Genomic DNA, 20446 nt, shown 5'->3' on the forward strand with positions numbered 1-20446 from the left:
GTGGCCGACTCTTTGCCCGTACAATAAACGGGATCGTCCGGAGCGTCAGGCGGGCGGTCATTTCCGTTTGATGACAGCCCCGACGGCGGCGCCGATCGCGGCGTCATCGAACAGCGTCGGCCCGACTGCGGCGCCTATTCCGATTCCTATCGCCATACCCAAAGCCATGGCCGTGATTTATCCCGGTGCTGTGGCGATAGTATGTGTTTCGCTGCGCCCGGCGGAGCGTCGGCGGTCCTATTGACTGCCGATCCACTTCATTACGGTTTTTTCCGGAGGTCACCTGGTAAAGCATCAATGAGTTGATGCACTTTTCCGGTGGCGAATACGATGTCCTCGCGCGGCAGATGGACTGTTATCTCAATCTCTTCCCACCTGCCGCCATGGTCTTTTGCGAACCTGACGGCGGCTTCCAAAGACGTGAATTGCACGGCCGGTGCGTTGGCGGTCCAAAACTGCATGCTGCAGTCCGCCGCACTGTAATCTAAAAATGCTTTTTCAGGATCTAGCGCCATGGCGTTTGCTTTACACCGCCGGCGGTTGGTTGGCCAGCGGTTGCCTACTCATCGTAAATGCACATGACTAGGCCGCCGGCTTGACGGCGATGTGCGCGCGGATGGCGACCCGGGCAGGGATGGTCTTGGATAAAAAGAAAGGGTCGGGCGAATGCTCGCGCCGACCCTTCTTTGATTGCATTAGCAGGGTGCCAGTACATCCGTGGTCACCAGCAAAAGCCATCTGATAGATTGAATTTATCCGCCTCGTGAATTTTCGCAAGGATTAGGGGGTGCTGATTTAGGGCTAGGTGAGGGAGGCGCAATAACCAGGGTACGACGAGAAGCACGACACGTGCTTTGAGGGCGCTAGTTGCCTGGCTGATCGGTCAGTCGATCGAAAGACAGTGCGATTGCATGGACCGCCCAAGAGGGTACCCTACCAAGTGCTATCGCCTTGCGGCTCTGGCGACGGGATTTCTAGCAGGGCGGAGGGCGGCGCGGTATAGTGCAAACATACTATATGGGCGTTGGGCGAGCAGCGCTTATCCAGAGATCGCAGGCTCCTTCCACTAGTCCACCCAGCTAACTAGGCCTGTCATTACAAGAGCCGGCGATATGGGCGCCTGCGCAAAGCTGTCAAGCTTCTTCCATTGCCTCTCCACGTGGTTCGGATCCAGCATTCCGATCGTAAAGGCATTCGATATGATGCCCCCTCCGATTTCGTCCTTGAAACCGGAAAATTTCAAAATCGGATATTGGCCGAAATATAGCTCACTGGTCACATGCAAGCCGACAAACAAATTCACTGGGACGCGTAATCCATAACCGTTGTCCATTAGCGTAACATCTGTGTCGAATATCGGGACTTCCTCATGGTCGCCCACTTCAGTTGGGAATTGTCCCTTACCCCACTTCCTGGCCGCTACTTCTAGCGGAGTTCCCAATGGGGTGCCTTGAGGATCGTGTATCTCCGCCTTGTCGAAGAAACCGTCCGCAATCATGAGGGGATATAGTGAAGAGCAGCTAATTCCAAATGACATCGCAGCCGACCGATAATCGCAGATTGCCGGCATCGTTACGCGCGCAGTCCATTTATGGATATCGGTATCAACCGGACTATAAAGGTCAATTTGCAGATCTTGTGCGCGCGCCTTTGCGGCTTTGGTAAAGCTCCGCGGGCAGACCAGCACGCCTCGCTGTGCTCTGACGTCTTGCACGAGTCCATTGAACTCTTCGACGCCCTTAACGTCGACCGGCGATTTGTAGTCTTTGCAGTCAATCACGATGAGGAACTCGTATTGCCCGATCCTGTCTCGCACTAAAACATCGATCTGACGCTTTCGCTTACTGCTATAACCATCGAGCATAACATTATGCGAGACCTCAGATTGAGGCGCCAATAATTTTTGTATTTTGGCTACTAGTTGCTCCAGCCCCTTGAAGTCCGCCTGTGGAAGCTTCACGGATGTGGTCCCCCTTGTGAGTTTCAAATCCTCTCACTACGCAGGCGCGAAGTCGAGACCCCGTAAATATATTCACAGGTTGCGACATTGACGTCGAAGATCTTGACAAATTTGTCAATAAAAACATTGTCTTAGATCAAGTTTCCTATTGACGGTTGGGTTCGGTTGTGCCATGAAGATTACGCGGCTCACCAAACCGTAAATGGCTCTCCCGCCAGTTACTACCACCGAAAAGGGAAACGCATGATGGTCTTAACCGGCCGCCTGAAGCGCGGCCCCTATTCGAGGTTTATAAAGCTATGCCGCATCCCGAAGCTTTCACTGGCCGAATGCTAGCTTTGCATGCTGAAATCGTCCGGTTGCGCTCGCTCTGCGTGCCGATGCCGGACGATGCGATGGATGCTCTAGGAGACGCCGCTGCCTCTATACGAAAAGCGATAATTGACGCGCCGATCACCAGCGAAACCGATATCGCCAACAAGTTTCGCCTTGCTGTCATCTTGATTGAGGATCCGGAAGGCGACATGTCAGATGAGCCCATGGCAGTTCGACAAGCGCTTTTTGACCTCATTGGATTCCGCAACGACTTGTGGAGCGCAGACTTCGGAACCGGTACCGGCCACCCGTTCTATCGTGCAGGCTTTAAGCCTTGAAGCCCGCCGTCAGCCGCGAAATCAAACTACTCGCTGCCGAAGCCGGAGCCTACAGTTGGACGCTTGTGCGCGAGGGCAAGCACCTAATTATCGACTTCCAGTTCAAAGACCGCGTCGTTCGGCAAGTCGTTGCCGCTACTCCATCTGCCCCCTCGGCTCGTCGAAATGAGGCGGCATGGCTGAGGCGGCAGGTCAGAATTTAGCGGTTCACCGATGGCCGGCGCGATCACCACCTGCGCCAACACAAGCAGCGCGCCGGCCGGTTCTGTTGACTGCAGGCAGTTCCCCTCCGACTAACCCGTTTGTACAGCTTTTGCTGATGTGCGCTAGGCACTACCAACATGCCGCGAAACTTCGAGGGGAGGGGCATGCGCTGTCGCTCGAGCTATCAACGGCCGACGCGGCGATCGGTCCTGTCGTATCCAGGCCTATTAGTCGGCGCGCTGGCAGATGGCGCGGGTGGTGCCATAACCGCAACTGACTTTGTTGCGTCATTCAGCAGCGGTACCAGCGCCTCCTGCGACATCAAAGGCAACATCAGCACCGAGACCGGCGAGCGTATTTTCCACGTGCCGGGTCAGAAGTATTACTCGCAGACGAAAATTAGCCCTCAATCTGGAGAACGCTGGTTCTGTTCCGAATTCGAGGCGTGGGCCGCAGGATGGCGGAAGTCGAATGTATGAAGTCTTGCCGTCGTCGAATTCACCGGCGGGGGCTTTTCCGTTTCTAGCTGAATGCTAAGCGCCGACGCCAAGCACGAGGCCGGTAGCCGCCTGCTGGTAATCCGCTGCTCCGGCCGCAATGGCGCTCGTTTCGCGCTTTACCACTCCCGCGTGGAATCACATAGAAACTATTGGCTGCAACGATTGTTCGTTGCATTGGACTTTCCATTCCCAAGTGCTCGTGCCACCACCCGATAGGATGAAGATGGGGAGAATAGCAGATGGACTGGAACGTTTGGGGGCCGGCGATCCTGTCGAGTCTTGCTGCAGCTGGCATCGGTGGCGCAATCGTGAAATCACTGGTCGAAAACTCCGTAAAGCACGCCTTTGATCGCCAAATTGAGAAATTGAAGTCTGATCTCCGGGAAAGCGAAAGTGAGTTGCAGAGCGTTAGATCAAACATCTTGAATGCACAATCAGCCAGAAACATTGATCTGATCAAAAGACGGCAGCAAGCCGCAGAAACCTTGTGGTCTGCAACCCTATTTCAGCGAAGCTACAGCATGTCCACCATGTTCGCCCAGGTGGCTCGCATGGACGCCATTAGCGATTTGATGGAGCGCGGCGGCCGTGAGGCTGATGGCGTGAGGGACATGGCCAAGATGCTATGGGACGGTCAAAACCCCGAAAGCCTTAGCAAGAATCCATTGTCATCGGTCGGCTCGCAGCGGCTCTTCGTACCCCCGCGAGCTTGGCTTGCCTATCAGGCGATTGCCAGCTTGTCCGCGCGGTCGTCCATGGTGCTGGCAGTAATTAAGTCGGGTATGTCCCCAAAAAATCTAATGAAGGATCACACTGACATAAATGCCATGGTGCAAGAAGTGTTGCCTCATCAACGAGGGTATATCGAGAAAAGTCCGGATCACGCTTCGTATTGGCTGACCGGGCAGCTTGAGGAAGTGATCTTCTTCGAGTTGATGAAGTCAATAGCCGGTGACGATTACGATTTTGCTGCGGCTCGTAAGGCAGCAGATCTTGTGCGCAAGACAAAGGAGCATCAGTCCGAACTGGCGCTTCAAAGCCTACCGCCCCAGCTGAGGGTCGATCCACCGTCTTTGCAGTAGTCTGCTAAGGGGCGGTACGACAAGAGGTACGACTTGACTGTTATCCAGCCAAGTTCCACGCGCGATCCGTCCATTCGATCATCGGGGCGAATGCAAAAATCGACAGAGGTCGGTTGCGAAACAGACGGCGAGCTGCTTTCTCTGCTTTAACGTTCTTTAAAATGATTCAGAGAAGTAAAGTTGTGAGACTATCGAAGCTTAGATTGCATCTTGATCAAGCGCTGCAAGCTAACGCTGAGGCCATCTGCTCCCACATCAAGACCGTGATGCAGCATGGGAGGACAACAGGGATCGAAGCTGTGTTCGCCGGCGCATTTCATGAGCAACTCGACAGCAAGCGAATCGATTGGAAACCAGAGCTTCCGCTCCACGTTGTTGGCGTTGAGCAGCGCTACCACAACCGGACACATGGGAGGGTAGATTGCCTAATAGCAGGCAGCGCGACTGCTTTGGAATATAAAGCCGTGCGCATGCCTCGCGTTCAATCAAGTCCCAAATTCGACCTTGGTCAGATCTTGGCCGATTACATGCGGCTCCGATCGGGCTCCGGCCTTGACTACGCATACCTCGTAATATTCTTCTACGGACCAATCGTCTCCGATTGTTCGTCGCCGGGTTCGCTTTATCGCCGATTCCATAATCAAATGTTCGTGGACCAAGAGCTGGCACGGCAGACAAATCAACTATCGGCCGACGAAGAGGAAGCGATAGTAGACTTACGTTGGGCGAAGGCTTGGGGTGAGCCGCAGCCGCCGAAATTCGCCGCTGCCGCATTGCATGGAGATATCGGGGTGGTTTGCGTCAGCGCGTTGGATAAATGGTAGCGAAGCCAAGAGGCAAAGAAAGACGTCAAAAGCGGGGAGGGAAAACGGGGAAGAAAGCGCCTGCATTCGGAATTCTCAACGAAACAGGCGCTTAACTTGAAAAATGGCTCCCCGGGCCGGATTCGAACCGGCGACCTGTCGATTAACAGTCGAATGCTCTACCGCTGAGCTACCAGGGATCACTGCTTGGCGCGGTGTGAGTGGGCTAATACAAACGCTTTCCCGATTTGCCAAGCGGTTTTTTCAAAAAAATGAAATGAACTTGTATTTGGGATGCCTGCGCCCATCTCTGGGGAATGACAAACGTGAATGATCGTCAGGAGACGAGAGGCGGGGAGAAGCGCAAGGCACGGGCAGTGCGCTTCGGCATCGATCATGCAAGCGGCAGGCTTGTGCTCGGCTCTTTCAGCATGGGCATGCCGCGCTCGCGCATCGCGCGGATGGCACTCGGCATGGCCCTCATCTTCTGCGGCGTGTTGGGTTTCCTGCCCATCCTCGGCTTCTGGATGCTGCCGCTCGGCTTCCTCGTGCTCTCGCACGATCTGCCGTTCGCGCGCCGGCTTCGGAGACGGCTGGCGGTCTGGTGGCACAGGCGGGGAAAACCGGCTGGCTGATGGCAAGTAGGGTGTGGAACTGTGGATCGCTTTTCGCATTCGTGGTTTATGGAATGTAAAACGCAAAAATGCGTCACGACGGTCCAGGTGAGGAAATGAAGGTATCTTTTGTTGTCGTCCTGTCGGCGGCGGCGGTTCTGTCAGGCATCTCTGCCGAGGCCCAGGTAGACAGCGGCGGTTTCGACGCTCGCGGCATCTGTCGCCGTCCCGAAGGCTGCGTGGTCGACCACGGTCAAGGCGGCAGCTACAACGGGCCTCGCAACTATCGCAATTTCAACGGCCGGAATGAGCGCGATGGGAGGAACGACCGCGAGCGGGACAATCGGCGCTACCGTTCTCAGAACAGGAGCGACAATTTCGACGCCGGAACCACCCGCCTTGTTGCAGGTCCTGAGATTGGGCTGCAAATTCGCGTCTAATTGGATCTGAGTTCGCTTTCTTCGAAAGTTCCGCCGTGGTCCGGGTCGAGGCCGGTCGTCATCAGCAGGCTGCAGGCGGCAAGGAGAAGGACGAGCTTCACTGCGTAGGACGCCATGGAGGCCGGTTGTCGAGGGCCCGGTGATACGCGAGACGGCGCTATATAGTACTGGTAATAGAAGTATGGATCGTCCGTTTCCAGTAGGTTATGGTGGACGTGCGGCGGAATATCCGCATGTTTCACCGGCGGAGAACCAGGGAATTTTACATGCAGATCCCGGGTTTCGGCGTCGTATGCTGCACGCACGCGCTTCGATTTGAGGGCAGCCCAATCCATCTCAAGCTCCTATACCCTCCCGCGGGCAATTGAGTCCCGGACGGTGATCGAAGTCAAGTCAAGAATTTGTTTCAAATGCCATCATTGGCAGGAGATGGGGCATCGCTACGGCCGTGGAAATTCCAGCCCGCGCCCGCTCCGTTTCGCGATGGAAAAATGGTCGTTTCGGCAACCGCAGAATAGCGTTTTTCCGAAATGCCCTCTTGCGATTTCCTTACGATCATTCTAAACGCTCGCCACGGCTCAGATAACGAGCCCGTGAGGCCTCGTGGCGGAGTGGTGACGCAGAGGACTGCAAATCCTTGTACCCCGGTTCAATTCCGGGCGAGGCCTCCAACATCTTCCACATGACATAATCTATGTGAAACGCTGCTGGCTCAGCGGTGCGGCATTGGCGTTTGCGATGCTACCAGACCCGCTGGCCGGGAGAAAAATCGAACTGTAACGGATTGATTCCCGTGAGGCGGTAGAGCGCCTTCAGGCCGCCTTTCCGGATTTGCGCCTGATATTGCAGATCGCTCAATTCAGGTCCGTTATCGATTTCGGGGCCGGCGCCGAGAAGCCGCCGCATGCCTTGCCGCGAAATGCGGGTGAAGCTGCGAATGTCGCCGCTGCTGTATTTGATCAGCAGCAGGCGGGCATCGGCATTGTAGTGAAGCGCTTCTATACCGCGCGATTGGATCAGAAAGGTTTGCATGCGCACACCCATAGCGGGAGGTGAGGGCGCTGCAACATAATGGTTGACGTAACGTTAATGCGTATGCGGCTGTCGAGGGCTGGATTTCAAAAGGAAAGAACGCATGTCAGACCAGCGCTCGCTGACATGAATTGCCGCAGTCGCGATGCGGGGGATATCTCCGAGTGCGCTTCGGCGCCCTATCGCCTCCAGGTCGTTTCGCCGTCCAACAGCCCGCAGCAGAATATGCCGATGAGCGCTGCGACTATGAAGAAATCGAACAGCGTGAAATACTCGAAAATCGCAGACATGGCCTGCTCCTCCTATTTCCTCCGCTGCAGATCATAACATGAAGGGCTAAAAGAATCCACGCTGGAGTTGCAGTGTCCATCCCGCCCCTGTGGCGCGGAAGAGGCGCCGGCCGGATTCTTTTCGCTGGCGCCTGCCAAGCCTTGAAAGCATCCGTGGCGGGGATTAAGAGACGAGGGATAGGAACCGCTTTTCAAGAGCGAGAGGACATGATGGATTTCGAAGCAGCGCGCGTAAAGATGGTCGATACCCAGGTTCGCACGACGGACGTTACCTCGCATTCCGTGCTGACGGCGTTTCTCACGGTACCGCGTGAGGCTTTCGTGCCCGAGAAGGCGAAGCTGCTGGCCTATATCGACAACGACGTCGAGATCTCCGCAGCCGCATCGGGAAAGCCGGCCCGCTTCCTGATGGAAGCGTCGCCCCTCGCCAAGCTGTTGCAGCTGGCCGCGATCACCAAGGACGACTTCGTCCTCGAGGTTGGCTGCGGCACGGGTTACACTTCGGCGCTGCTGTCGATCGTTGCCGGCTCCGTCATCGCGCTCGAATGCGACGAGACGCTGGCCACTGAAGCGAAGGCGCAGCTTGCCGGCTACGCCAAGGTCGAGGTCGTGACCGGCCCGCTCGAACAGGGCTACGCTGCCGGCGCGCCCTATGATCTGATCTTCATCAACGGCGCGGTTGAAGAGGTTCCGGCGGCCCTTCTCGGTCAATTGCGCGATGGTGGTCGCCTGATCACGGTCGAAGGTTACGGCAATGCCGCCCGCGCCAAGGTCTTCGTCGCCGAGCGCGGCGCTGTTTCGGAAAATGTCTTCTTCAATGCCTCGGTCAAGCCGCTGCCGGGTTTCGCCAAGGCGCGCGAATTCGTTTTCTGACGTCGTTTTTATCGACGAAATTCAGCGACGGGCGCCATCGGCGCCCGTTTTTTATCAATGCCGCCGGAAAGCCTTCACAAACATCATTTACGCTGACGCGACCATGTCGGACCGGATGGAGGCAGTGCGCTGAAGTTCTGTTTCATGCGCGTCGCCGCCGCAATATCGCGACAGGCTTTGCGGGTGGCAAACATTGGGTAACAAAACTGTGCATGGCGGCATTCATTTGATTCGCGATGATTTTTTTCACGCCTGGGGTATTCTAAGGTCGTGGTGATTCGGATGAATGCTCCACTCCATCCGGTCGTTGTTTTGGGATAACGGGGATAGAAATGGCTCAGCCAAGTGTAGCGCGTGAACCGTCCATGGAAGAAATTCTGGCCTCCATCCGCCAGATCATCGAAAGCAATGAGCCCGGCGCCGGCAAGGCGATTTCCGCATCCCTGCCGCCGGTCTATGGCGCCGACGAGGATGACAACGGCTCGGAAATACATCTGACGGTCGACGACACCTATGCCGGCGTGGAATTCCCCGAACCGGTCATGCGCTCCTCCGATCCGCGTTTTGTCGCCGCCAATTCGGCCGGCACGGCTCCCGAAGCAGAAGTGCCGGCCCGTGCGCTGTCGCTTGCCGATGTCGCCGCCCGTGTGCGCGCCGCCTCTGAGCGCAGCGCCGTGCAGGCCGGTCAGGCCCTGCGTGAAATTCCGAGCGGCTTCCGTCAGCCCGAACCGCTGCCGGAACCTCCGCGCGCCGCGGCACCACAACCGCAACCACAGCCTGTTTTCCCCGCTGCCGCAGCGCCCATTCAGCATGTTGCGATCCAGCAGCCGGCCGAGCCGGTGTTTGCGGAAACGCCTGGGGTGGCCGTCGCCGAGCCTACGCCTGCCGTCGAAACAGCGCCGCCGGCGATCGAGCCCGCTCAGTCGTCGACCGAGCGTTTCCTGCCGAGCGTTATGGACGAGGTCCAGCCGACGCTGCTTTCGGAGGATGCCGGCCTGCAGATCAGCCGCTCTTTCGAGGAGCTCGCCGCCGCAATCGACGGTGCGGAGCGTCGCTCGCTGGACGAGATCGCAGAGGACATGCTGCGCCCGATGCTGCGCGAATGGCTTGATGATAATCTGCCGACGCTGGTCGAGCGGTTGGTGCGCGAGGAAATCGAGCGTGTGGCGCGCGGCCCGCGCCGCTGATCGGATTGCTTTTTCCTGAAAAGCCGCTCCGGTCTCCGGGGCGGCTTTTTTATTGACTTGGCCGTGACCATCCTATTTACAAACGCCACCCTCGAACCTCGAAATTGGTCAGAAAATGCTCGACAAGACCTATGATTCCGCCGCCGTCGAACCGAAAATCGCCGCGAAATGGGACGAAGCGGATGCCTTCCGTGCCGGCGCGAACGCCAGGCCCGGGGCCGAGACCTTCACTATCGTGATCCCGCCGCCGAATGTCACCGGTTCGCTGCACATGGGCCATGCGCTCAACAACACGCTGCAGGACATCCTGGTCCGCTTCGAGCGCATGCGCGGCAAGGATGTGCTCTGGCAGCCGGGCATGGACCACGCCGGCATCGCCACGCAGATGGTCGTCGAGCGCAAGCTGATGGAACAGCAGCTGCCCAGCCGCCGCGACATGGGCCGTGAAGCCTTCATCGACAAGGTCTGGGAGTGGAAGGCTGAATCGGGCGGCCTGATCTTCAACCAGCTGAAGCGCCTGGGTGCGTCATGCGACTGGTCGCGCGAACGTTTCACCATGGACGAAGGCCTGTCGAAGGCCGTTCTCGAGGTTTTCGTCACGCTCTACAAGGAAGGGCTGATCTACAAGGACAAGCGCCTCGTCAACTGGGATCCGAAGCTGCTGACGGCGATCTCCGACCTTGAAGTCGAACAGCATGAGGTCAAGGGCAATCTCTGGCATCTTCGCTATCCGCTCGAGCCGGGTGTCACCTACCAGTACCCGATCGCTTTCGACGAGGAAGGCAAGCCGACCGAATGGGAAACGCGCGACTATCTGGTCGTTGCCACCACGCGTCCGGAAACGATGCTGGGCGATACCGGTGTTGCCGTCAATCCGGAGGACGAGCGTTACAAGTCGATCATCGGCAAGCATGTCATCCTACCGATTGTCGGCCGCCGCATTCCGGTCGTTGCTGACAGCTACGCCGATCCGACGGCCGGTACCGGTGCCGTCAAGATCACGCCGGCACATGACTTCAACGACTTTGACGTCGGCAAGCGGGCTGGCCTGCGCTCGATCAACATCCTGAATATCGACGGTACGATCACCATCAAGGACAATGAGGATTTCCTCGAAGGCCTCGACAATCCGGCGGCGCTGCATGGCGCCTGGGACCGCCTGGAAGGTCAGGACCGTTTCTATGCGCGCAAGGTCATCGCCGAGATTTTCGAGGAGGCCGGCCTCCTCGACAAGATCGAGCCGCACAAGCACATGGTCCCGCACGGAGACCGCGGCGGTGTGCCGATCGAGCCGCGGTTGACCGAACAATGGTATGTCGATGCCAAGACGCTCGCCGAGCCGGCGATCGCCTCGGTCCGTGAAGGCCGCACCAGGATGGTGCCGAAGAGCTGGGACAAGACCTATTACGAGTGGATGGAAAACATCCAGCCGTGGTGCGTCTCCCGTCAGCTCTGGTGGGGTCATCAGATTCCCGCCTGGTACGGCCCGGACGGCCAGGTCTTCGTCGAAAAGACCGAGGAAGAGGCGCTGCAGGCGGCGATCCAGCATTACCTCTCGCATGAAGGGCCGATGAAGGCCTATGTCGAGGACCTGCTCGAAAACTTCAAGCCGGGTGAGATCCTGACGCGTGACGAGGACGTGCTCGACACCTGGTTCTCCTCGGCACTCTGGCCCTTCTCGACGCTCGGCTGGCCGGACGAGACACCGGAGCTGGCACGTTATTACCCGACCAACGTTCTTGTCACCGGCTTCGACATCATCTTCTTCTGGGTCGCCCGCATGATGATGATGGGCCTGCACTTCATGAAGGACGAGGATGGTGAACCCGTCGAGCCCTTCCAGACCGTCTATGTCCACGCGCTGGTGCGCGACAAGAATGGGCAGAAGATGTCGAAATCGAAGGGCAACGTCATCGATCCCTTGGAACTGATCGACGAATACGGCGCCGACGCGCTGCGCTTCACCCTGGCGATCATGGCGGCGCAGGGCCGCGACGTGAAGCTCGATCCGGCCCGCATCGCCGGCTACCGCAATTTCGGCACCAAGCTCTGGAACGCCACACGTTTCGCCGAGATGAACGGTGCGAACAGCGACCCGCATTTCGTGCCGGAGGCGGCCGAGCTCACCATCAACCGCTGGATCCTGACGGAACTTGCCCGTACGGAACGTGACGTTACGGAAGCGCTCGAAGCCTTCCGGTTCAACGATGCCGCCGGCGCGCTCTATCGCTTCGTCTGGAACGAGGTCTGCGACTGGTATCTCGAACTGTTGAAGCCGGTCTTCAATGGCGAAGACGAGGGCGCCAAGGCGGAAGCCCAGGCCTGCAGCGCTTATATTCTCGAAGAGATCTACAAGCTGCTGCATCCCTTCATGCCCTTCATGACCGAAGAGCTTTGGGCCCATACGGCAGGCGAAGGCAAAGAGCGCGACACATTGGTCTGCCATGCCGAATGGCCGGCGCCGTCCTATGCCGATGACGGGGCCGCCGACGAAATCAACTGGCTGATCGACCTCGTTTCCGGCATCCGCTCGGTGCGCGCTGAAATGAATGTGCCGCCATCGGCAACAGCGCCGCTCGTCGTCGTCAAGGCCAACAACCTGACGCGTGAACGGCTGTTCCGCCACGACGCCGCCATCAAGCGGCTGGCACGTGTCGAGGCGATATCGCTGGCTGACGATGCGCCCAAGGGTGCCGCTCAGATCGTCGTCGCTGAAGCGACCATCTGCCTGCCGCTCGGCAATCTGATCGACCTCTCCGCCGAAAAGGCTCGTTTGGAAAAAGCGATTGCCAAGATGGAAGGCGAGATCTCCCGCATCGACGGCAAGCTCTCCAACGAGAAGTTCGTCGCCAACGCCAATCCCGAAGTGGTCGAGGCCGAGCGCGATCGTCTTGAGGAACTGAAGGGGCAGATCGCAAGCCTGATGACCGCTCTTTCCAGGGTGAGCGAAGCCGGGTAAGTTTCACGGACCCATTTTGGTAAGTTATTTCAAAGACGCGCCCTCCGCCGGCGCGTCTTTTTTTGTTGTGATTCGTGCGGTTCGCGCGTGAAACGGCGCCTTTTCAGCACTTCATCCTGTGGATTGCTCTCATGCGAACCTCCAGCGGGCGAAAACTGCCACTGTTGTCGGATTGATACAGCTTCTGCAATGTTTGGAATGAAAACCCAAAAGCCCACCTGAAATTCGATAGGTCTGGAATAAAATTTTATTAACCAGGTTTTTTGACGTGTCCGTCAATTTCTTTACGTAAGTTAGCCACTGCAATGCCTGGGAGCGCTGCCGTGGGGCGCGTTGCCATATCACGCGAACACTTACTAGAGTGGGGTCACATCAATTGCTGGAGTGGGGGAGACACAATGGCATCTCGTAGGTTTTCCAAGGGCATAACGTCGCTCGTTCTTCTTTCGTCACTTGCATCGCCGTCCTTCGCCGGCGGTCTGGAGCGTGGCGGATATAATATCGACCTTCTCTTCGACAATTCGAGGTTCGCCGTCCAGTCCGGCGCGACCTATGTCATGCCGCAGCGCAAGCTGAAAAACGTCAAGGACACCGATGCCACCGATGGCCTCGGCACGAACGGCATTGGCGGCGGTTCGACCACGGCGGATGATACCGAGGATTACTGGATCCCCTATCTCGGGGTGAAAGTCGGTCTCGGCGACTCCATCGACTGCATGGGTGATTTTTCGACACCCTTCGGCGCACACACCAATCCCGGCGCCGACTGGCTGGGCGTCAACGACAACATCGAAACCAAGATCAGCACCCGCAACTACGGCGCCACCTGCTCCTATCGTTTCGATATGGGCGCCGGCCAGCTACGCCTGATCGGCGGCGGCTTCTATCAGACGGTCGATGGTTTCAAGACACGCCTCGTCGCGCCGATCACGGGGGCGGCCGCGCTGGTCTATGACGGCACCGGCCGTCTGGATCTTGCCGACCAGGCCATGGGATGGCGGGCGGGTATCGCCTACGAAATCGAGGAATATGCCTTCCGCGCCAGCCTGGTCTACAACAGCAAGGTCAAGTATGACGATCTCACCGGCACGGTCGACTTGACCGAGGTGCCAAAGGCCCTCAATCCCGCCAATCCTTATCTCGGCGTTGTGACGCCGGTCTACGGTTCGGCCGAGGCACCGGATTCCGTCGAGCTCAAGTTGCAGAGCGGCATTGCGCCCGACTGGCTCGCCTTCGGTTCGGTCAAGTGGACGAACTGGAGCGTGCTGCAGTCGATCGCCTTCTGCCCGAAGGCCACCAAGGGCGTGGTCGCCTGTAGCGCCAGCAGCCAGCTCACCTCGCTCGATCTCTTTTATCGCGACGGCTGGACGATCAGCGGTGGCGTCGGCCACAAGTTCAACGACCAATGGGCCGGCGCCCTCAGCCTGACCTGGGATCGCGGCACGAGCCAGGGCTACGGCGCCCAGACCGACACATGGACGCTCGGCGCGGGTGTTTCCTATACGCCTGTCGAGAACGTCGAGTGGCGTCTGGCCGGCGCGCTCGGCATCATGACCGGCGGAGAATCCGGCACCTACGTGTATAATGGCCGGACCTACGGCAACGACGTCTCCTATTCCTTCGGCGACGATCTGGTGGCGGCCCTTTCCACCAGCGTAAAGGTCAAGTTCTGATCCTGCGATCCAAGTAGAAGTCTTAAAGCCCGGCAGTTCGCCGGGCTTTTCTTTGGGCGTCAGCAAGACAAATCGACGTTCCAATTTGTGACGATTCAGCAACACATTTTTACGACGTTTGGCGTATGGTGGCGGCAGGGTGAATTTGTCCATTTCCCGCCACAAAGAGGGCGCAGCGCTATTTGCAGGCGAGGAGATGGCAGGCGTACGGTGCGTGTAAATAGTAGCATGGGTCGATTTTTTTCCGGGTACATCAAAACGTACGGCGCGATTGGCGACATTCGTTTGATTGCGGTCGTTTCGCTTTCCGAACAAGGCTGTTCCGGCCGCCAATCCGGTCTCGCGATGAAGTCGTCGATCCATTCATTGTCATTATTTTCGACCCACTCGCATGAGCAGCCCGGCTTTGCGGGAGCTGTCGATACCGGTTTTGTCACATTTGCCGTTTACGAATACGACAAAGGCGGGAAGGCGAATACCGCACCTGCCGAAAGAGTGCCACGGAGATTGCAGTCGAGCCATGCCGGGAGCCGGGTGGTTCTGAAGGATAGGCTGAGAATATCGGCTTTGAGAAAAGGCCAGTGGGCTGGATGCGACGCGGGTAAAGGAGCCATGGAGCTCGCCGCGGGATCGCTCGCCTCGAAGAAATACATCCGCGGGATGCACGGTGCGAGCGCCGTTGCCGCCTGCCTGAGATGAGCGAAAGAAATCGGTTGAAATGGTGACGTCCGAGTTCAAACTGTTCAAATTCATGCTGATGGGCATGTCGATAGCCGTAGCGCTGGCGCTGTCCGGTCCGTGCCGCGCATTCGACATCAAAGGTGGCGTCAGCAAGGAATCCGGCCCCTTCGATCTCTTCAAGTTCGGCTTCAAAGCCTATAAGAACGGCCAGAAGGAAGAGGCGGTCGAAGCCTATAAATACGCCGCCGAAAAGGGCCACACCGGCTCGCGCTGGGCGCTCGCCAATATGTATGCCGATGGCGACGGTGTCACGCAGGATGATTTCGAAGCCTTCAAGATCTACAGCGAGATTGCCCAGCAGGGCGTCGAACCCGGCTCGGAAGATACCGGCTTCTTCGTCAACGCGCTGCTCTCGCTCGCCAGTTATTACAAGCATGGCATTGCCGGCAGTCCGGTCAGGATCGACCTCAGCCAGGCGCGCCAGCTTTATTTTCAGGTGGCTTCCACCTTTGGCGTCCCCGAGGCGCAGTTCCAGCTGGCGCAGATGATGCTGGCGGGCGAGGGCGGCAATGCCAGCCCGCAGCAAGCCAAGAAATGGCTGAACCAGGCCCGCAAGAGCGGCCATCCCGGCGCCATGGCGGTCTTCGGCAATATTCTGTTCGATGAAGGCCAGACGGCCCGCGGTCTGGCGCTGATGACGGCAGCACTCGACCGCTGCAAGCCCAAGGATTGCAGCTGGATGGAAGCGTTGCAGGAGCAGGCCTTCTCGGTTGCGAACGAGGCCGACCGCCGCACGGCGGTATCCCTCTCGCACACCATCGCGAGCGGTTCCGACGACTAAGCGCCGATCGGGCGCTCAGCCCGCGAAATCGAAATACGCGATCACAGGCACATGGTCGGACGGCTTTTCCCAGGCCCGCACATGTTTTTCGATCGCAGCCGATGTCATCCGGTCGGCAGCTTCCGGCGACAGCAGCAGATGGTCGATGCGGATGCCGTTGTTCTTCGGCCATGCGCCGGCCTGATAATCCCAGAAGGAATAGAGCTGCGTCGCATCCGTCGTCGCGCGTACTGCATCCGTCAGCCCGAGATTTTCGAGCTTGCGGAACGCCTCCCGCGTCTGCGGCAGAAACAGTGCATCGTTTTCCCAGACCTTGGGATCGAAGCAGTCGTGCGGTTCCGGGATGACATTGTAATCGCCGGCAAGAACCAGCATATCTTCATAGGCCAGCCGTTCGGCCGCGAACGTCCTCAGACGCCCCATCCAGGCGAGCTTGTAAGGATATTTCTCCGTTTCGACAGGATTACCGTTCGGCAGGTAGAGGCAGCAGACGCGCAGGATGCGCGTGTCGGACAGCGTGAACGCCGCTTCGAGGAAACGCGCCTGTTCGTCCAGCGGATCGCCGGGCAGGCCGCGGTTCACTTCAAAAGGTGAGCTCTTGGAGAGGATCGCCACACCGTTGAAGCCCTTCTGGCCGTGCGTCTCGACATGATAACCAAGCGCCTCGATCTCCAGCCGCGGGAAACCTTCGTCGACCGTCTTGATCTCCTGCAGGCAGACGATATCCGGATCGGAATCCTTGAGCCATTGCGTGAGATTATCGATGCGCGCCTTGACGCCGTTGATGTTCCAGGTCGCGATCTTCATGGCTCTGTCCCGTTCCGCATAATGCATGTCGTCCAGAAGTGTGCAGCGGTTCTGGGATAACGACAGGCATAAAAACAAAGAGCTAAAGCGCACTGCATGAATCAGCGTCGATGCAGCGCGCTTTAGTGCGCTTCTTTTATCGCGGTCTTTCACCGGCGGACAAGACGATAAACCGGCCGGAAGGAATTCTTCGGCCGGTTTGATGAGGAGGCCGTGCGTTTAGACGTTCAGATCGAGAAACTGGTGCCACAGCCGCAGCTTGCCACCGCATTCGGGTTCTTGATCTGGAAGGATTGGCCAAGCAGGTTGTCGACGAAGTCGATCTCCGAGCCCGCCATATAGACGAGCGAAAGGCTGTCGATCAGCACCTTGGCATCGTTCTTTTCGACGATGATGTCGTCGTCATCAGCGCTGTCGGCAAGATCGAACTTGTAGGAAAAGCCCGAACAGCCGCCGCCTTCGACGGAAACGCGCAAGGCGCTCTTGCCGGCTTCGGCGCCGACGATCGCAGCGATACGCTTTGCCGCGGCATCTGAAAGGGTTACACTCGTATCCGTCATGTTTCCTCCTGCCGGGGTCAAGATCCGGAGAGAATGGGTTTTGGCGCTTGAATGTTCAAATGCCTGATATCAAAGAAACTTACCATGATCTTCGCGAAAAGGCGATGATGCGCCGAAGCGGTTAAGAAAGCGCCTCTTTGCCGTTTCATCGACCTATAGGTATGAAGAGCGATAAGCGGCGTCAATGGGCAGATGCGGCAACATGCAGGATGATGGTGAAGAATGACGATCGATACGCGTGCTTTGGGTTTCGGCAGCAGTGAAAGGGCGGTCTATGCGGCCGACCCATGGACGACGCGCGGACGGCTCTATCAGGAGGACGAAAGCCCGACGCGCTCCGATTTCCAGCGCGACCGCGACCGCATCGTCCACACCACCGCCTTCCGGCGGCTGAAACACAAGACCCAGGTCTTCATCGCCCAGGACGGCGATCACTACCGCACCCGGCTGACGCATACGATCGAGGTGGCGCAGATCGCCCGCGCTCTTGCCCGCGCCCTGAAGCTCGACGAGGATCTGGCCGAAGGCGTGGCGCTCGTGCACGATTTCGGCCACACGCCGTTCGGTCATACCGGCGAGGACGCGTTGCACGAGGTGCTGCTGCCCTATGGCGGCTTTGACCACAATGCCCAATCGCTGCGCATCGTGACCAAGCTGGAGAGGCGTTATGCCGAATTTGACGGCATCAACCTGACATGGGAAAGCCTCGAAGGTCTCGTCAAGCACAATGGTCCGCTTCTGACGCCGGATGGAGTCGGCACGCGCGGTCCCGTTCCGCAGCCGATCCTCGATTATTGCGAGCTGCACGATCTCGAGCTTGCAAGCTATGCCAGCCTCGAGGCCCAGGTTGCGGCGATCGCCGATGACATTGCCTATAACACCCACGATATCGACGATGGCCTGCGCTCCGGCTACCTGACTTTCGATATGCTGGAGGAAATCCCGTTTCTTGCCGGGCTGATGGCCGAGGTGCGGGAGCGATATCCGCATCTGGAGGCCAGCCGCTTCACCCATGAGATCATGCGCCGTCAGATTACCCGCATGGTCGAAGACGTGATCGGCGTCGCGCAACAGCGTCTGTCGCTCTTGCGGCCTGAGAGCGCAGCCGACATCCGCGCTGCCGGCCAGGTTATCGCCAGCTTTTCCGAGGGGATGGCCGAGACCGACAGGCAGATCAAGGCGATGCTCTTCAAACGCATCTACCGCAATCCCGATATCATGCGCATCCGTGCCGGCGCCGCCCAGATCGTCACCGATCTTTTTGCCGCCTACATGGCCAATCCAAAGGAAATGCAGAGCCATTACTGGGTCGATCATATCGCCGGCCTGTCCGACGCGCCGAAGGCTCGTCATGTCGGCGATTATCTCGCCGGCATGACCGACACATATGCGATCAGCGCCCACAGGCGGTTGTTTGACCACACTCCGGATTTGCGATAGGCAGCGGTCGCCCACGCCGAGGGCCGATTTGAGCCTTTGGCACAGCCTATGCATGGAAGAGTGCGATGAACCTTTTTACCGACTTCGAAGCCAGGATCAAAACCGCCCTTGAACAGATCGATCTGGTCAGGGAAAAGCGATCCGAGCTCGATTTCGGCCGCATCACCGTCGAACCGCCGCGTGACGCGAGCCATGGCGATGTGGCGACCAATGCCGCAATGGTGCTGGCAAAATCGCTCGGAACCAACCCGCGCGCGCTGGCCGACGTCATCATCGCCAAGCTCAAGGAGGATGCCGACGTCGCCGATGTCTCGGTCGCGGGTCCCGGCTTCATCAACATCCGTCTCGCCGTCGGCTACTGGCAGCGGCTGCTCGCCTCGATGATCGGCGCCGGCACCGATTACGGCCGCTCGTCGCTCGGCAAGGGCAAGAAGGTCAACGTCGAATATGTCTCGGCCAATCCGACCGGCCCCATGCATGTCGGCCATTGCCGTGGCGCTGTCGTCGGCGACGCGCTCGCCAACCTGCTGGCTTTTGCCGGTTACGGCGTCGAGAAGGAATATTACATCAACGATGCCGGCTCGCAGATCGACGTGCTCGCCCGTTCCGTCTTCCTGCGCTATCGCGAAGCGCTCGGCGAAAAGATCGGCGAAATCCCCTCGGGTCTCTATCCCGGCGACTATCTCGTGCCTGTCGGTCAGTCGCTTGCCGCCGACTACGGCGTGCGGCTGCACAACATGCCGGAAGACCAATGGATGCCGATCGTCAAGGATCGCACCATCGATGCGATGATGGTGATGATCCGCGAAGATCTGGCGGCGCTGAACGTCCATCACGACGTCTTCTTCTCCGAGCGCACCCTGCATGCCAATGGTGCGGCCGCGATCCGCACGGCGATCAACGACCTGACCTTCAAGGGTTACGTCTACAAGGGCACGCTGCCGCCGCCGAAGGGTCAGCTTCCCGAGGACTGGGAGGATCGCGAACAGACACTGTTCCGTTCGACCGAGGTGGGCGACGATATCGACCGACCGCTGATCAAGTCGGATGGCTCCTATACCTATTTCGCCGCCGACGTCGCCTACTTCAAGAACAAGTTCGACCGTGGTTTCGACGAGATGATCTACGTGCTTGGCGCCGACCATGGCGGTTACGTCAAGCGCCTGGAAGCGGTTGCACGCGGCGTTTCGGACGGTAAGGCGAAGCTGACGGTGCTCCTCTGCCAGCTCGTCAAGCTCTATCGCAACGGCGAGCCGGTGAAGATGTCGAAACGCTCGGGCGATTTCGTCACGCTTCGGGACGTCGTCGAAGAAGTCGGCCGTGATTCGGTCCGGTTCATGATGCTTTACCGCAAGAATTCCGAACCGCTCGACTTCGATTTCGCCAAAGTGACGGAACAATCGAAAGATAATCCGGTCTTCTACGTGCAATATGCACATGCTCGCTGCATGTCGGTCTTCCGGCAGGCGAGGGAGGCTTTCGCCGACCTCGATGTTTCGCCCGAGAATCTCGCGGAAACCGTTGCAGGCATTGGCGATCCGGCCGAATTGCAGCTCGTCGCCAAGCTTGCTGAATTCCCGCGTATCGTCGATGCGGCGGCCCAGTCGCAGGAGCCGCATCGCGTCGCTTTTTACCTCTACGACCTCGCCAGTTCCTTCCACGCGCACTGGAACAAAGGTAAAGATCAGCCAGAATTACGATTTGTTAATGATAAAAACCGAGAATCAAGTATTGCCAGACTTGGGCTGGTGTACGCCGTCGCGTCGGTTTTGAAGTCGGGACTCGCCATTACAGGCACTGCCGCACCGGACGAAATGCGATAACGTCACCATTTCCCCACAATGCGC

At 58.3% G+C, this 20446-nt stretch carries 20 protein-coding genes and 2 tRNA genes; 15 read left to right on the forward strand and 7 right to left on the reverse strand.

Annotated elements, in window-relative coordinates; all coding sequences use genetic code 11:
- Window positions 1-260: 260 nt before the first annotated feature.
- Both CUJ84_RS07980 and CUJ84_RS07985 read right to left on the reverse strand, forming a co-directional pair.
- Entirely contained in the window at window positions 261-515 is a 255-nt protein-coding gene (locus CUJ84_RS07980; RefSeq protein ID WP_105005801.1) for a hypothetical protein, read from the reverse strand.
- A 551-nt stretch (window positions 516-1066) separates the two neighbouring features.
- Window positions 1067-1960, reverse strand: a complete 894-nt coding sequence (locus CUJ84_RS07985) for a restriction endonuclease (protein ID WP_105005802.1) — start codon at window positions 1958-1960, stop codon at window positions 1067-1069.
- A 299-nt stretch (window positions 1961-2259) separates the two neighbouring features.
- Here CUJ84_RS07985 and CUJ84_RS07990 point away from each other — a divergent pair, with 299 nt between their 5' ends.
- From CUJ84_RS07990 to CUJ84_RS08005, 4 genes are all read left to right on the forward strand, one after another.
- A complete protein-coding gene (locus CUJ84_RS07990) occupies window positions 2260-2613 on the forward strand; it encodes a hypothetical protein (RefSeq protein ID WP_158686910.1) in 354 nt (117 codons plus the stop codon).
- A 368-nt stretch (window positions 2614-2981) separates the two neighbouring features.
- Entirely contained in the window at window positions 2982-3296 is a 315-nt protein-coding gene (locus CUJ84_RS38645; RefSeq protein WP_105008119.1) for a sunset domain-containing protein, read from the forward strand.
- 260 nt (window positions 3297-3556) lie between these two features.
- The gene (locus tag CUJ84_RS08000; RefSeq protein WP_105005804.1) at window positions 3557-4399 is read left to right on the forward strand and encodes a hypothetical protein; all 843 of its coding nucleotides are present in this window, start codon (window positions 3557-3559) and stop codon (window positions 4397-4399) included.
- Between the two features lie 203 nt (window positions 4400-4602).
- Complete coding sequence (locus CUJ84_RS08005; RefSeq protein WP_158686911.1) at window positions 4603-5223, forward strand: hypothetical protein; 621 nt, start codon at window positions 4603-4605, stop codon at window positions 5221-5223.
- A gap of 104 nt (window positions 5224-5327) precedes the next feature.
- On the opposite strand, the gene CUJ84_RS08010 is transcribed toward CUJ84_RS08005, so the two are convergent.
- A tRNA-Asn gene (locus CUJ84_RS08010) sits at window positions 5328-5402 on the reverse strand.
- Window positions 5403-5519: 117 nt separating this feature from the next.
- On the opposite strand from CUJ84_RS08010, the gene CUJ84_RS08015 reads away from it, so the two are divergent.
- A complete protein-coding gene (locus tag CUJ84_RS08015; RefSeq protein ID WP_105005806.1) occupies window positions 5520-5837 on the forward strand; it encodes a hypothetical protein in 318 nt (105 codons plus the stop codon).
- A gap of 95 nt (window positions 5838-5932) precedes the next feature.
- A complete protein-coding gene (locus CUJ84_RS08020) occupies window positions 5933-6256 on the forward strand; it encodes a hypothetical protein (RefSeq protein WP_105005807.1) in 324 nt (107 codons plus the stop codon).
- Here CUJ84_RS08020 and CUJ84_RS08025 read toward each other — a convergent pair.
- On the reverse strand, window positions 6253-6591 hold the full coding sequence (locus CUJ84_RS08025; RefSeq protein WP_105005808.1) for a KTSC domain-containing protein: 339 nt from the start codon (window positions 6589-6591) through the stop codon (window positions 6253-6255). The genes CUJ84_RS08020 and CUJ84_RS08025 overlap by 4 nt on opposite strands.
- Before the next feature lie 262 nt (window positions 6592-6853).
- Between CUJ84_RS08025 and CUJ84_RS08030 the strand changes: the two genes are divergently transcribed.
- Window positions 6854-6927, forward strand: a tRNA-Cys gene (locus CUJ84_RS08030).
- Window positions 6928-6997: 70 nt separating this feature from the next.
- Here the strand turns inward: CUJ84_RS08030 and CUJ84_RS08035 are convergent.
- Window positions 6998-7300: a hypothetical protein gene (locus CUJ84_RS08035; RefSeq protein ID WP_105005809.1), complete on the reverse strand. Its 303-nt coding sequence runs from the start codon at window positions 7298-7300 to the stop codon at window positions 6998-7000.
- 485 nt (window positions 7301-7785) lie between these two features.
- Between CUJ84_RS08035 and CUJ84_RS08040 the strand changes: the two genes are divergently transcribed.
- The 6 genes from CUJ84_RS08040 to exoR all read left to right on the forward strand — a co-directional run bounded on the left by CUJ84_RS08040 (window position 7786) and on the right by exoR (window position 15792).
- On the forward strand, window positions 7786-8451 hold the full coding sequence (locus CUJ84_RS08040; RefSeq protein ID WP_199788792.1) for a protein-L-isoaspartate O-methyltransferase family protein: 666 nt from the start codon (window positions 7786-7788) through the stop codon (window positions 8449-8451).
- Between the two features lie 332 nt (window positions 8452-8783).
- Entirely contained in the window at window positions 8784-9638 is an 855-nt protein-coding gene (locus CUJ84_RS08045; RefSeq protein ID WP_105005810.1) for a PopZ family protein, read from the forward strand.
- 115 nt (window positions 9639-9753) lie between these two features.
- Window positions 9754-12597, forward strand: a complete 2844-nt coding sequence (locus CUJ84_RS08050) for a valine--tRNA ligase (RefSeq protein ID WP_105005811.1) — start codon at window positions 9754-9756, stop codon at window positions 12595-12597.
- Between the two features lie 398 nt (window positions 12598-12995).
- Entirely contained in the window at window positions 12996-14270 is a 1275-nt protein-coding gene (locus tag CUJ84_RS08055; RefSeq protein ID WP_105005812.1) for an OmpP1/FadL family transporter, read from the forward strand.
- A 228-nt stretch (window positions 14271-14498) separates the two neighbouring features.
- A complete protein-coding gene (locus tag CUJ84_RS08060; protein WP_105005813.1) occupies window positions 14499-14969 on the forward strand; it encodes a hypothetical protein in 471 nt (156 codons plus the stop codon).
- Window positions 14970-14988: 19 nt separating this feature from the next.
- On the forward strand, window positions 14989-15792 hold the full coding sequence (exoR, locus tag CUJ84_RS08065) for an exopolysaccharide production regulator ExoR (protein WP_003558862.1): 804 nt from the start codon (window positions 14989-14991) through the stop codon (window positions 15790-15792).
- A 15-nt stretch (window positions 15793-15807) separates the two neighbouring features.
- Here exoR and xth read toward each other — a convergent pair whose 3' ends face one another.
- Both xth and erpA read right to left on the reverse strand, forming a co-directional pair.
- On the reverse strand, window positions 15808-16599 hold the full coding sequence (gene xth / locus CUJ84_RS08070; RefSeq protein WP_105005814.1) for an exodeoxyribonuclease III: 792 nt from the start codon (window positions 16597-16599) through the stop codon (window positions 15808-15810).
- Between the two features lie 227 nt (window positions 16600-16826).
- Complete coding sequence (gene erpA, locus CUJ84_RS08075) at window positions 16827-17159, reverse strand: iron-sulfur cluster insertion protein ErpA (RefSeq protein WP_003538958.1); 333 nt, start codon at window positions 17157-17159, stop codon at window positions 16827-16829.
- Window positions 17160-17381: 222 nt separating this feature from the next.
- Between erpA and CUJ84_RS08080 the strand changes: the two genes are divergently transcribed.
- Both CUJ84_RS08080 and argS read left to right on the forward strand, forming a co-directional pair.
- Window positions 17382-18599 carry a deoxyguanosinetriphosphate triphosphohydrolase gene (locus tag CUJ84_RS08080; RefSeq protein WP_105005815.1) on the forward strand — a complete coding sequence of 406 codons (1218 nt, stop codon included), beginning with the start codon at window positions 17382-17384 and terminating at the stop codon, window positions 18597-18599.
- A gap of 65 nt (window positions 18600-18664) precedes the next feature.
- Window positions 18665-20422, forward strand: coding sequence for an arginine--tRNA ligase (argS, locus tag CUJ84_RS08085; RefSeq protein WP_105005816.1), 1758 nt, complete (start codon window positions 18665-18667; stop codon window positions 20420-20422).
- Window positions 20423-20446: the final 24 nt, after the last annotated feature.

Source organism: Rhizobium leguminosarum (genome assembly GCF_002953715.1).
Classification (GTDB): domain Bacteria; phylum Pseudomonadota; class Alphaproteobacteria; order Rhizobiales; family Rhizobiaceae; genus Rhizobium; species Rhizobium leguminosarum_V.